Annotated in this window: 3 protein-coding genes; all 3 read left to right on the plus strand. The window is 74.1% G+C overall.

Annotated features, from left to right (window positions below; genetic code table 11):
- Nucleotides 1-115 precede the first annotated feature (115 nt).
- The 3 genes from IE145_RS26615 to IE145_RS26625 all read left to right on the plus strand — a co-directional run bounded on the left by IE145_RS26615 (nucleotide 116) and on the right by IE145_RS26625 (nucleotide 14,198).
- Nucleotides 116-1,237, plus strand: a complete 1,122-nt coding sequence (locus tag IE145_RS26615; protein WP_189528058.1) for a sensor histidine kinase — start codon at nucleotides 116-118, stop codon at nucleotides 1,235-1,237.
- A 38-nt stretch (nucleotides 1,238-1,275) separates the two neighbouring features.
- Complete coding sequence (locus IE145_RS26620) at nucleotides 1,276-1,605, plus strand: antibiotic biosynthesis monooxygenase family protein (protein WP_088573344.1); 330 nt, start codon at nucleotides 1,276-1,278, stop codon at nucleotides 1,603-1,605.
- A 251-nt stretch (nucleotides 1,606-1,856) separates the two neighbouring features.
- The gene (locus tag IE145_RS26625; RefSeq protein ID WP_189527998.1) at nucleotides 1,857-14,198 is read left to right on the plus strand and encodes a non-ribosomal peptide synthetase/type I polyketide synthase; all 12,342 of its coding nucleotides are present in this window, start codon (nucleotides 1,857-1,859) and stop codon (nucleotides 14,196-14,198) included.
- The last annotated feature ends 24 nt before the right edge of the window (nucleotides 14,199-14,222 follow it).

The following is a 14,222-nucleotide window of genomic DNA, read 5'->3' on the forward strand; positions in this document are numbered from 1 at the left end:
CGACGCACCATGACCAGGATCATCTCTCACCACCCGATCCCCTTTGAAGACGACCCCTAGGGGCGAGCCGACCGGGGCCGGGGCCGAGGGGGCGGTGGGCGCACCGGAGGAGGCCGTGGTCAGGCGGCCCGGGTTGAGCGTCCGCCTCAAACTCACCCTGAGCTACGCCGGGTTCCTCATGGTCGCGGGGATCCTGCTGCTCGCGGCGGTGTGGGTGTACCTCCTGCAGTACGTTCCCGATGACTGGGACCAGCGCATGCTGCACGAGAACCCCAACCGCCAGCTCCTCGCGTACACCTTCGCCCCGGCGGCGGGCACCGTCCTGGCGATCCTTCTCGTCTTCGGGCTCGTGGGCGGATGGTTCCTGGCCGGCCGGATGCTCGCCCCGCTGACCCGCATCACGGAGGCCACCCGCACTGCCACGCAGGGATCGCTCTCCCACCGGATCCGGCTGCCCGGCCGCAAGGACGAGTTCCGTGAACTCGCCGACGCTTTCGACACCATGCTCGCCCGACTGGAGGCGCATGTCGCCGAGCAGAAGCGCTTCGCGGCCAACGCCTCCCACGAGCTGCGCACGCCGCTGGCCGTCTCCCGGGCGCTGCTGGAGGTGGCCCGTGCCGATCCGGACCGCGACCTCGGCGAGATCATCGACCGGCTCCATACGGTCAACAGCCGGGCGATCGACCTCACCGAGGCACTGCTCCTCCTCAGCCGGGCGGACCGGCGTTCCTTCACCCAGGAACGCGTCGATCTGTCCCTGGTCGCCGAAGAGGCCGCCGAGAGTCTCCTCCCTCTCGCGGAGGAACGCGGCGTCACCCTGGAGACGCGGGGCGACATCGCCGCCACGACCGGATCGCCGACGCTGCTGCTCCAGCTGACCGCCAACCTCGTGCACAACGCCATCGTCCACAACCTGCCGGAAGGGGGCACCGTCCAGGTCTCGACCGGCGTCCGTGCCGAGACCGTCATGCTGGTGGTCGAGAACGCCGGTGCCCCCCTTTCCCCCGAGCTCGTCCCGACGCTCACCGAACCCTTCCGGCGGGGCGCCGAGCGGCTGCGGACCCACCACGCGGGGGTCGGCCTCGGGCTGGCCATCGTCGAGACCATCACGCGCGCACACGACGGGACGCTCGTCCTCGCCCCGCGCGCCGGCGGCGGACTGCGCGTCACGGTGGAATTTCCCTCGGCCTGCGGGAGTGAGGACCGGGGACCGGCGCGGACGCTCCCCTCCCCCTGAAGCGACGGGGTCCGGACCCGGTACGGCAGGATGGTGCCATGAGCGTAGTCAAGATCAATGTGCTGACCGTCCCCCAGGAACAGCGCGAGACGCTGGAGAAGCGCTTCGCGTCCCGCGCACACGCCGTGGAGAGCTCCGACGGCTTCGAATGGTTCGAGCTGCTCCGGCCCGTCGAGGGCACGGACAACTACCTCGTCTACACGCGCTGGCGTGACGAGGCCTCCTTCCAGGCGTGGATGGAGGGCCCGATGAAGGCGGCCCACCAGGGCGGCGACGCCTCCGGCGGCGAGCGCCCCAAGCCCGCCGCGAGCGGGTCCACGGTGTGGTCCTTCGAGGTCGTGCAGCAGGCGGCGCCGAAGGGCGCGTAGTCGAGCGCGCACCGATGTGCCGGCCTGCCCGGCCGGTCCTTGACCGGCCGGGCAGGCCGCTCCCCCTGACCGCGGGGCGGCGGGAGTGCCGGCCCGGACCCCGGGCCCGCACTCCTGCGCCGTGTCAGTCCCAGGGTGCACGCGGTCTCCTCCCGGCGGTTGATTCCCCCCGTCCCGCGCGTTTTTAAGATCATTCTTCGGAGAACATCCGGGAACTTCGGGTAACGCGCGCAGAACGGACTGATCGACCGGTGGAGCACCACATGACGCTGCTGGATGTACTGCTGGACGCGGCCCGCGAAGCCCCCGGGCAGATCGTCGTGCATGTCCGTGGCGACGGAAGCGAGCTGACGGTCACCCTGCGCGAGCTTCTGGACGACTCGCTGCGGGTGGCCGGGGGCTTCCGGGATGCGGGGGTCGCGCCCGGGACCTGTGTGCCGTTGCTCGCCGATCGCAGCGAGGACTTCCAGCCGATGTTCTGGGGCGCGATGGCGGCCGGTCTCGTTCCCGTTCCGCTGGCCCCCGATGCCCGGCGGGTCCTGCCGGTGTGGGAACACCTGGGGCGGCCGCCCCTCGCTGTGGACGCCTCGGCCGGACCACTCGTCGATGAGCTGCCCGACGGTGCACGCGCCCTGCCCCTCGATGCCCTGCGCGAGGGACAGGCGCTGCGCGAACCCTCACCGGGCGGGCCCGACGACGTGGCGTTCCTGCAGTTCTCCTCGGGCAGCACCGGTGCGCCCAAGGGTGTGGAGGTGACGCACCGCGCGGTGCTGGCCAATCTGGAGCAGATACGGGCCGCCTCGGCACTGAGCGCCGACGACGTGGTGGTCAGCTGGATGCCGTACTTCCACGACATGGGGCTCATCGGTACACATCTCGCTCCGCTGGCCGCCCGGGCCCGGCAGGTCAAGATCGGCCCGCTGGCCTTCGCCAAGCGGCCCCGTCTGTGGTTCGAGGTGGCGGCCCGGCACCGGGCGACGGTGCTGTCCGCGGCCAACTTCGCCCTGGCGCTGGCCGTGCGCCGCGTTCCCGACGATGTTCTGGCCCGGCTGGACCTCTCGCCCGTACGGCTGCTGCTGGTGGGGGCGGAGCCGATCGCGCCCGCGGTGTGGCGTTCCTTCGCGGCCAAGACGCGGCCCGCGGGGCTGGATCCGGCGGCGGCCCAGCCCGTCTACGGCCTGGCCGAGGCGACGCTCGCGGTGACCTTCCCGCCGGCGGGGGACGTGGCCGAGCCGCTGGTCCTGGACCGGGCGTCGCTGAGCGGTGGTGTGGCGGTGGACGCCGAACCGGGCGTGGGAGCGGTCGAGTTGATGGACGTCGGGCGGCCGGTGGCCGGCTGCGCCGTGCGCATCGTCGATGACGGGGGCGAAATACTCGGGGACCGGCGGGTCGGGCACATCATGGTCCGCGGTCCCCAACTGGCCCGTGGCTACCACGGCCTTCCCCGCGTCAGCGCGGAGACGTTCACCGAGGGGTGGCTGCGCACCGGTGATCTCGGGTTCCTGCGGGAGGGCCGACTGTGCGTCACGGGCCGGCACAAGGACGTGCTGTTCCTCAACGGCCGCACCTTCCACGCCACGGATCTGGAAGAGGTGGCGGCGGCGACACCCGGGCTGCCGCCCGGCGCCCCGGCGGTGGTCGGTTCGACCGACCCGGTCACCGGTGCGGAGCGCGTCGTCGTGTTCGTCCCCTGGGCGCGGCCCCCGCGCGAGGCCGCGGAGGTGCTCGAACGCGTCGCGGCCCGGGTGCGCGAGGCGTTGTTCCATGACGATGTGCGGGTGCTGGCCCTGCCGCCGGGGGCGTTCCCCCGTACGACGAGTGGCAAGCTGCAGCGCCGGCGGTTGCGGGAGCGTTTCGAGGCGGGTGCGTTCGGGGCTGCCGCGCGGTCGGAGGGTGTGCGGCCGGCGGGCGGCAACGGTGCTCCGTCCTCGGCTCCCCGCGCGGACGTGCCCCGGGCCGAAGCGCCCCGGGCGCGGGCTCGGACCGTCGAGGCCGTCCGGGAGGTGTGGGCCCGGGTGTTGGCGCGGCCCGCCGAGTCGATCGGTGCGCACGAGCCGTTCGGGAGCCTCGGGGGGACGTCGCTCAAGGCGATGGAGGTCCTGGTGGCGCTGGAGGACGCCTTCGGGGTGACGCTGCCACCGGCGGTCATCCGCGACCACGGCACGGTGGCCGCCCTCGCCGGTCACCTTCTGACGGTGGCGCCCGGTCCGCCGTCGTCCGCCACCGCCACCGACGCCGGCACCGGGACGACCGGAGAAGCCGGGAAGGACGGGAAGGACGGGCAGGACGGGAAAGCCGTCGCCGCCGTCATCGGGATGGCGTGCCGGTTCCCCGGCGCCGAGACCCCCGAGGGCTTCTGGGACCTGCTCATCGACGGGTACGACGCCGTCGCCCCCGTAGCGTACGGGCGTTGGGACGACGACGTCCACGACGCCCGGGCCGTTCCCCGGAAGCGTTGGGCAGCGCTCCTGGAGGACCCGGCCGCCTTCGACGCCGACCACTTCGGTGTCGGCGAGGACGAGGCCCGCGCGCTCGACCCGCAGGCGCGACTCTTCCTCGAACTGGCGCACGAGGCACTCGAACGCGCCGGATACGCGGGGCCCCGTCGGCGTGGCCGACGGATCGGCGTGTTCGCGGCGGCGGGCGACAGCGGCTACCGCGAAGTGCTGGACCGGGCTTCGGCCGACGGCTCTCCCCTGCCGGCCTCACTCACCGGAAACCTGCCCGCCCTCATCGCCGCGCGGGTCTCCCAGAGCCTCGACCTCGACGGGCCCGCACTCGCCGTGGACACCGCCTGCTCGTCGGGTCTGGTGGCCCTGCATCTGGCCCGGCGCAGCCTGCTGGACGGCGAGTGCGACCTCGCCGTCGTCGGCGGGGTCAACCTCCACCTGACCTCGACCCCGCACCGGCTCCTGGAAGAGGCCCAGGCCCTGTCCCCCACCGGGCGCAGCCGCGCTTTCGGCGCCGATGCCGACGGCTTCGTCCCCGGTGAGGGCGGCGCGGTGATCGTCCTGACCCGTCTCGACGCGGCCCGGCTCGCGGACGACGAGGTGCTCGCGGTGGTCCGGGGCACGGCCGTCAACAACGACGGCCGCTCGATGAGCCTCATGGCACCCAATCCGCTGCGGCAGCGCGAGGTCATCACCCGGGCGTACGAGGCGGCAGGTGTAGATCCCGCGTCGGTGACCTACGTCGAGGCCCACGGGACGGGCACGGCCGTGGGTGACCCGATCGAGCTGCGGTCGCTGGCCCACGCGTTTCCCGTACGGCCCGACGGCGAGCCGCGGTTGCTCGGCTCGGTGAAGACGAACATCGGGCATCTGCTGAACGCCGCCGCGATGCCCGCTCTGGTGAAGGTCGTGCTGGCGCTGATCCACCGTCGGCTGCCGCCCTCCCTGCACCACACCCCGCCCGCGCCGGGGCTCGCCCCAGCAGGCTTCTCGGTGGTCACCGAAGCCCGGGACTGGACGTCCGCCGGGCCCCTCGTCGCGGGCATCAACGCGTTCGGTTTCGGCGGCACCAACGCCCATGCCGTACTGGAGGAAGCCCCGCCCCTGCCCCCGGGGGCCGTCTCGGCCTCGCCGTCGGGTGCCGTCCGGGAGGCCGGCGTCGAGGGACCGCACCTGCTGACGCTGTCGGCGCGGAGTGCGGGTGCGCTCCGGGACGCGGTGGGCCGCCTCGCCGCGCATCTGGAAAGCCGTCCGGAACTGGGCGAGGGCGATGTCTGCCGGACCGCGAGTACGTCCCGGGACGAGGGGCCCCACCGGCTCGCCGTCGTCGCCGACGGTGATCTGCGGGAACGGCTCACTGCCATCGCCGCCGGGACAGGCGGGGCAGACGGAGCAGGCGGGCGTACCGCGTCCGGTGGATCCCGTGGATCCGGCGTGCCCGGGGCGCATGTCGTCCGTTCCCGGCCGCGCGTGGCCTTCCTGTTTCCCGGGCAGGGTGCGCAATCCCCCGGCCAGGACCGGACGCTGTACCGCACGGCTCCGGTGTTCCGGGACACGTTCGACGAGGCGTCCGCTCTCCTCGGCGCTGTCTGCGGGCGGCCCCTGCGGGACTGGGGGCTGGACCCGGAGGTGGATCCGGCCGCGCAGGCCGTGACCGAGGTGGCGCAACCGCTCCTCGTCGCCTCCGGGGTGGCGCTCGCCCGCCAGCTGCGCAGCTGGGGTGTGGAGCCCGAAGCGGTCGCCGGGCACAGCGTCGGAGAGATCACCGCCGCCTGTGTCAGCGGGGTGCTGACGCTCCGGGAGGGGGTGCGATTCGCGGCCGAACGGGGTCGCCTCATGGGTGCGTTCACCGATCCCGGTGCCATGCTCGCCGTTCGCGGGGGTGAGGAGGCCGTCGCTGCGGCGGTGGCGGAGTCGGGCGGGAGCCTCTTTGTGGCCGCGTACAACGGGCCCGGACTCCAGGTCCTGTCCGGGACCGTCGCCGCCGTGGAGCACGCCGCTCTCGCTCTCGAAGCCCAGGGCGTCCCCACACGCCGCCTGCGGGTCTCGCGGGCCTTCCACTCACCGCTGATGCGTCCGGTGGCCGGCCGGCTCGCCGACGCGGCCCGTGCGCTGACGCCGCGGGTCCCGTCCGTGCCGCTCATGAGCACGGTCACCGGTGCCTGGCAGCCGGTCCTCGGCCCGGAGTACCTGCGCGACCACGCCGAGCGCCCGGTGCTGTTCGGGGCGGCCGTGGAACGCCTGGCCCGGGAGGGGTACGACACCTTCGTGGAGATCGGCCACGGGGCGACGCTGTCGGGTGCGGTCCGCGCGGCGGCCGAGTCGTGCGCGCCGGGTGAGTCCGGTGGTGGCGTCTCGGTGATGTGCGCCCTGCCCGGGCGTGCCGCCGAGCCGACGAACGACGCCTCGCCGCCCGCTGACGGGCGCGGCGGGCGCGGAGAGCTGCTGGAGACCGTCGGCCGGCTGTGGTCGCTCGGCATGCCGCTGGACCGGACCGCGCTCGACGCGGGCCACCGCCGGGTCCCGCTGCCCACCTACCCCTTCCAGCGCCGCCGTTACTGGGCCGGTCCATCCGCGCCCCGTCCTCTGCTGCACCGGGTCCTGTGGGAGGACGACGCCCTGCCCGGAGAGGGGGCGGGGGTGGCGGGGTCCGTGTGTTCGGTGCTGCTGACCGGACCCGACCCCGCGTCGGTCGACCGGCTCGCCTCACAGCTCGCCGCCGCGGGGGTGCGTCGGTACGGAGCGGGCGACGCCGGGCGGCCGGATGCCGTGGTCCTGGTGGCCGGGCCTGCTCCCGCCCAGGACACCGGCGATGCGCTCGACGGGGCTCTCGCTGCCGCGTCGGCCGCCTTCGGCGAGGCCCTCGTGCGGTTCGACGAGACGCACGCGGACCGGCTCCTGGTGGTGACCGAGGACGTGTATGCCACGGGCACCGTACGGGAAAGGCCGCGGCCCGCCCATGCCGTCCTCGGCGGACTCCTGCTGGCGCTGCCGCAGGAGACTCCGCGTGCTGCGGCCACCGCCCTCGACCTCTGCTCGTCGGACACCCCGTCCCAGCGTCTGACGGCCGTGCTGGCCGAGCTGGAGTCGGGTGGTACCCCGGGCGGCGCGGCCATCGTCGCCTGGCGCGCGGGACGCCGGCTCACCCGCCGTTTCGTCCCCCTGCCGACGCCCACGGGCGGCCCCGGGACGGGGCGGTCACCGCTGCCGCCCGACGGCACCTTCCTCATCACCGGGGGCGGTGGCGGAATCGGCGCCGCACTCGCCCGGGACCTCGCGGGCCGGGGCCGGCCCACCCTCGTCCTCACCGGACGCTCCCCCGGGCTTCCCGCGGACCTGGCCGACGAGCTCCGTGCGCTCGGCGCCACCGTCCACTACCGGGTGGCCGATGTCTCGGTGGAGCGGGAGGTCGACGCGCTCCTCGCCGGACTGCCCCGCCTCGACGCCCTCTTCCACGCCGCGGGTGTCGTGCGGCCCGGCACCCTGCGGAACAGGCGCCCGGAGGAGACGGCGGACGCCCTGGCCGCCAAGGCGCGGGGCACCCTGCTGCTCTCCCTGGCCCTGCACCGGCACGGGCTCGACCCGGCGGTCCGCGTCGCCTTCTCCTCCGTGAGTGCCGTGCTGCCCGGGCTGGCGGGCGCGCTGGGTGACTACGCCGGTGCCAACGCCTTCCTCGACGCGTTCGCCGCGTCGGAACGCCAGGCTGGCAGGCCCTGGCAGTCCGTGAACCTCGCCGCCCTGGCGGGGACGGGCATGGCGGCGGCTCTCGGCACCGGGGCGGAAGCGGGCTCGGCCACCGTACGGAACACCGGAGGGCGGCCCGTTGCTCTCGCTCCGGCGCTGGCGGCGCTCCGCACGGCGTGCGGTGTCGACGCGGCGCAGTTGCTGCTCGCCGATCCGGCACGGCCTTCGCCGCCCGTGGCACCGCGGTCCCCGGAAGCCCCGGCCACGGCAGCGGAAGCCACCGGAACGGGAACGGCGGTATCCGGGGGAACCGGCACCGGCTCCGGCACCGCCGCCTTGCTTCGGCGGCTGCTCGCCTCGGCGCTGCGGCTGCCCACCAGCGACGTTCCGGACGACGAGCCGTTCCTCGCTCTCGGCCTCGACTCACTCGCCGCCGTCGACCTCGTCAGGCAGCTCGAACGGGAACTCGGCAGGTCTCTGCCCGCCACCCTCTTCTTCGAGTACCGGACCGTCGCCGAACTGGCCACGCACCTCGACAGCGCGCCTGCCGTCGTCGCCCTCGCCCTCCCCGGTACGCCGGACCCCGTCCCGGACGGGTCCCCCTTCCCGCTCACCCCCGTCCAACTGGCCCTGCACACCAGCAGCCGGCTCCACCCGGATGTCCCGGCCCACGGTTACCTCCGCCAGACCGTGCGCGGCCCCCTGGACACCCGGCTCCTGGGCCGGGCGCTCGCCGCGCTCGCCGACCGGCACACCATGCTGCGGATCCGCATCGACGACTCCGCCGGCACCGAGGGCGGGACCGGTTCCGCGTCACCCGTCCAGTACGTCGCACCGCCCGCCGATCTCTCCACCTGGTACGAGGTCCGCGAGCTGCCCGGTCGTATCGAGGAGCTCGAAACGGCCCTGTGCAACCGGCCGTTCGATCTCGCCGCCGAGCCTCCCGTGCGCGCGGTCCTCGCTCGGGAGAGCCCCGAGTTCTCGCATCTGGTGCTGGTGATCCACCATGCGGCCGGTGACGGATACAGCCTCAACGTCCTCGCCGGGGAACTCTGGTCCCTCTACACCGCTTTCGCCCATGGGGAGACACCGACGCTGCCCGCGCTCGGCACCGACTTCGCGCGGTACGCGACCGCTGCCGCCGAACAGCGGTCCTCCACGGACGGCGTGCGCGATCTCGCCGCCGACCGGCGGTACTGGGCGGACCGGCTCGCCTCCCGCGGCGAGCCGTTGCGGCTGCCGTACGACGGTGATCCGTCGGCCCTTCCCTCGGCTCCCCTGACCACGCATCAGAGCGGTATCGACCTGTCGCTGACCGCCGCGTTGGAGAAGCGGGCAGCGGGCCTGGGGGTTAGCCTGTTCCATCTGCTGCTCGCCGTGCACGTGTGCTGTCTGGCCCGGTGGAGCGGGCAGCGCGAGATCGCGGTGAACGTCGCCCGCGCCCGGCGGGACGACCGGCTGGCAGGTCTGGACCGGCTCGTGGGGCCGCTGGCCGACACCCTCCCCCTGCTGTGTTCGACAGACCCGGACGAGCCGGTCGGGACCCTGGCCGGACGGCTGGCGGGGATCTGGCTGGAGAGCGAGCAGCACGCCGGGGTCACCGGCCTGGACCTGGCACGGCTGCTGCCGTCGGACCCGGTCGGGTCCGGGCCCCGGACGGCCGGTCCGGCCGGCTTCAGCTTCTCGCGCTTCCCGGCCGCCGTCGACGAGCGGTGTCCGGTGAGCGTGCGGCCGACCGCCGCCGGCACCGCCACCGCCGCGACCCGGCTGAGCCTGCTGTGCTGGCAGGACGGGGAGGTCCTGCGCTTCTCGTGGAACTTCCCCGTCCGGCTCTTCGCCCCGGAGACGGTGGCCCGCCTGGACCGTGAATTCCACGACGCGTTGGCCGCGGCGGCCGCCGCACCGGCCGCCACGGCCCTCCCGGCCTCCGGGTCCGGGCCCGCCACGCTCGTACGCCGACTGGTCGAGCGGTTCCGGGCCACCCCGGACGCGGTCGCCGTCGACACCGGCGCCGCCACCCTGACGTACGGCGAACTCGACCGTGCCTCGCAGACTCTCTCGGCCTCTCTCCTCGCCCGGGGCGTCACCCCGGGCGGCCTCGTCGGGCTCCTCACCGAGCCCGGCGCCGACACCGTCGTCGCCGTCGTCGCGGCCCTGCGTGCCGGGGCGGGCTGGGTTCCGTTGGACCCGGGGCACCCGACCGCGCGCCTGGTGGACCAGCTCACACGCTCGGGGGCCCGTGCGGTGCTCTGTCACGCCGCGACCCGCGCGGTGGGGGAGGCGCTCGGCGACGTGACCCTGGTGCCCGTCGACGTACCGGCGTCGCCGCTCCCGCAGGATCCCGTGCGCTACGGGAGCGGGGCACCCACGCCTGGCCCCTTGGCCGACGCCGATGCCGATGCCGACACCGTCACCGACGCCGACGGCATCGCGTACGTGATCTTCACCTCCGGGTCCACCGGACGGCCCAAGGCCGTGCCCATCACCCACCGGTCCTTGGAGAACTACCTCGACTGGGCCATCGAAACCTTCGGCTACGACGAGCACGACCGGCTCGCCCAGACCGCGTCGCCCTGCTTCGACGCCTCCGTCCGCCAGCTCCTCGCCCCGCTGCTCGTCGGCGCCACCGTGGTCACCGTCGACTGGGACCTGTTGCGCGATCCCGACCGGCTGCTGACCCACGTCGAACGCCGCCGAATCACCGTCTGGAGCTCCGTCCCCACACTCTGGGAACAGCTCCTCAGCGCCTCCGAGGCACGCGTACGAAGCGGTGCGCCGCTACCGGACCTTTCCGCACTGCGGTGGGTCCATGTCGGCGGCGAGGCCCTCTCCCCCGCGCACGTACGCCGCTGGTTCGACCTCTTCGGCGGCGGTCAGCGCATCGCGAACCTGTACGGCCCCACCGAGGCCACCATCAACACGAGCTGCCACATCATCCGCGACCGGCCCGGCGACCAGGTGCGGCGACTGCCCATCGGCCGCCCGGTGTCGGGTACGGAGGTGGAGGTCGTCGGTCCCGACGGGGAGGCGCTGCGGTCCGGTGAGGCGGGCGAACTCCTCATCGCCGGAATCGGTCTCACCCCGGGATACCTCGGGGAGCCCGCCCTGACCGAGGCCGCGTTCACCCTTCGGCGCGGGCGGCGCTGGTACCGCAGCGGCGACCGCGTGCGGCGTTCGCAGGACGGCACCCTGGAGTACCTCGGGCGGCTGGACGACCAGGTGAAGATCCGGGGCAACCGGGTCGAGCCGGGCGAGATCGAAGCCGTGCTCCAGACGCATCCCGACGTCACCCACGCCGTCGTGCTCGCCGAGGACGGACGCCTCGCCGCCTTCGTGACCCCCGGGCCCGGAGCAGACGGGTCGGCCGAGGCGGACGCCGTGGAACTGCGGCGCCATCTCACAGAGTCGCTGCCCGCGTACATGATTCCGTCCCGGATCACCCGCGTCGACACGATGCCTCTCACGGGCACGGGCAAGATCGATCGCCGTGCGCTGGCGACTCCCGGGCAAGCGCCTCCTCGTTCGCCCTCCCGTACGGCGGCGGCCCGCACCGCGCCCCGGACGCCGACCGAGATCCGGCTCGCCGCCATCTGGTCCGCGCTGCTCCGGGCGGACGAGGTCTGCCGCGAGGACGACTTCTTCGCCCTGGGCGGTGACTCCCTGCTCGTGCTGGAGGTGTTCGCCCGGCTGGAGCAGCAGGGCGGATCACCACTCCCCCGGCCTACCGTCATCTACCGCAACCGCACGCTCGCGGCCCTCGCCTGCGCCGTGGACGCGGCGGCGGACGAAGTCGTCGGCACCGCCGCCGTCGCTACCTCCGCCGTCGACACGGCCGCCGTCGATACGGCCGCCGTCACCGGGGTGCCCGCTCCCTTCCCTCTCACCCCCGCCCAACGGGGCTTCCTGCTGGCCGAAGCGATCGCGCCGGGCACGACGTCGTCCTGGCTCACCCGGTTCCGCCTGCACGGCCGCCTCGACACGGCCCGCTTCCAGAGCGCGGTGGACACGCTCGTCGGGCGCCACCCGATGCTGCGCACGGTCTTCCCCGCCGGGGCGCGCCCGGCCGTCCAGCAGGAACTGCCGTCCTCGCTGCGTCTTCCGGTCGACTTCGAGACCCTCACCGACCCGGGGCAGGTGGAGGAGCGCGTCACCGCCGAGCGGGCGCGCCGTTTCGAACTCTGGGCCTGGCCCCTGCTGCGTCTGCGGGTGCTCACCCTCGCTCCCGACGAGCACATCCTGGTGGCACACGCCCACCACATCATCGGCGACGGTTACAGCGCCGCGCTCCTGGTGCGGGAGCTGATCACCGTGTACGACGCCCTGGCCCGGGGCGAGGTGCCCGCTCAGGCGCCCCTGCGCAGTGCCTTCCGCGACCACGCCGTCCGCCTCGCGGAACGCGCGGATGCCACCACGACGGATCCCGGGGCCCCGCCCCGTGCCGACCGGTGGGCCCGGCTGAGCGCCCCCTACCGGCCTCCCGTGCTCTCCGCCGGTACCGACAACGGCGGTCCGTCGGACACCGGCGGTCGGTCCGACACCGGCACTCGGTCCGACACCGGTTCTCGGTCGGACACCGGTTCTCGGTCCGACACCGCGGCGAATCCGCTCTTCCACACGCACGGGTTCACGGTCGACGCCGGCCAGGTGGAGGCGTTGCGCAGTCTCGCCGTGCGCATGGGAACCACCCTCTACGCCCCCGTGCTCACCGCCTACTACCGGGCGCTCGCAGCCACCACCGGCCGGGCGGATCTGGTGCTCGGTCTCGCGGTGAGCGGCCGGGACGACGCCCTGCCCGACGTGCACCGGGTGTTCGGCCCGTTCGTCACGGCGGTTCCGCTCCGGCCCGCGGGTCCCGCATCGGGGCGGGGGGACGGCACGGGGTTCGAGGGCGATCTGCGGCGCCTCGCCGAGGAGGCCGCCGAAGCGCGGATGTACGAGGGCGCTGTGCCCTCGCTTCCCAACGGGCTGCCCCTGGCCTCGCAGTTCTTCTTCACCTATCTGGACTTCTCCGCCCTGGGCCCGGAGAGCGGACAGACGCTGACGGTCGCCCGGGAGGACGGCAACAGCGTGTACACACCGCCTCCGGCCGGTACGGATGTGTTCCTGGCGGCCGGACCGGAGGGCGGGCGGCTGCGGATCACCGTCCGCGCGTCGGCCACGGCGTTCACCCCTCGGGCGCTGGCCGCGTTCGCGGACGCGGTGCGCGAGAATCTGGCGCGCGCGGTGGCCTCCGCCGGGCCCGCAGGCACCGGCACCGGTCCCGGCGGGCCCGGCACGACGAGCCGTCCCGAGGGGCCCGGCACGTCTGACCGCGCCGGCCGGGCCGAGGCGGTGGACGCCGCGCTCGTCGGCTACCTGCCCTCCCCGGCCGACCTCGCCCGGATGGCGGGACTGCCGGAGACGGCCTTGCCTCGCGAGGAGTTGCGGAGCCTGTTGTTCCCCGACGGGCGGCCGCGGCTCCTGGAGACGCTGCGCACTCCGCTGGGCCGTTCGGGGTTCGTGTGCGTCCCCCTGTTCGCGGACGAACTCGCCCCCGGCGACGGTCTGCTCGGGCACACCACACGCGGCGTGGACCTCGCCTCGCGTCTCGGGGCGCGGGCCGTGTCCCTGGCCGGAATGATCCCGTCGCTCACCGGCTACGGCTTCGATGTCCTGCGGGCCGTCGGGACGGGCGGATCGGCTCCTGCCATCACCACCGGTCACGCGGCGACCGTCGTGTCCGTCGTCAGCACCGTGCACGCCGCGCTCGACGCGACGCGGCAGCAACTGGGCTCCCTCACCGTCGCGTTCGTGGGGCTCGGCTCGATCGGATCCTCCTCGCTGGAGCTGCTGCTCGCTCTGGCCCAGGAACCGCCCGCCCGGCTGCTGCTCTGTGACGTACCGGGCAGCCGGCCGCGTCTGAAGGAGCTGGCCGACGGCCTTCTGGAACGCCGCCTCGCCGAGGTCGTGGAGGTGTACGAGTCGGACCGGGGGCTGCCCGACGCCGTGTACGGGGCCCGTCTGATCGTCGCGGCGGTCAGCGGGGGCGGCACGCTCCTGGACGTCGAGCGTCTCCGCCCGGGTACGACGGTGGTCGACGACTCGTTCCCGCACTGCTTCGACACCACGCGCGCCTTCGGGCGGATGGAACGGGCGCAGGACGTGCTGGTCGTCGGGGGCGGGCTGCTGAGCGCCGGGCCCGCCGAGCGGCAGGTGGCCGAGGGGTTGCCGGCCGCCGCGGAGGCCGGCTATCTGGCGCAGCCGATGGTGGCGGACACCGTCGCGTCCTGTCGGCTGGAGTCCCTGCTCCACGCCTCGGATGCCGCGGTGCCGCTCGTCCACGGTCCGGTCGACGCGGCCACCGGGCTTGCCTACTGGGAAGCGGCAAAGGCGGCGGGCATCCGCGCCGCGCCCCTGCACCTCCTCACCCGCACCATCGGCCCGGGGATGATCGACGGCGTTGTCAGTGGTCGGGACTAGGTTCGTTGATGTCCCGCCACGAAG

This window comes from Streptomyces sindenensis, assembly GCF_014649035.1.
GTDB lineage: Bacteria > Actinomycetota > Actinomycetes > Streptomycetales > Streptomycetaceae > Streptomyces > Streptomyces sindenensis.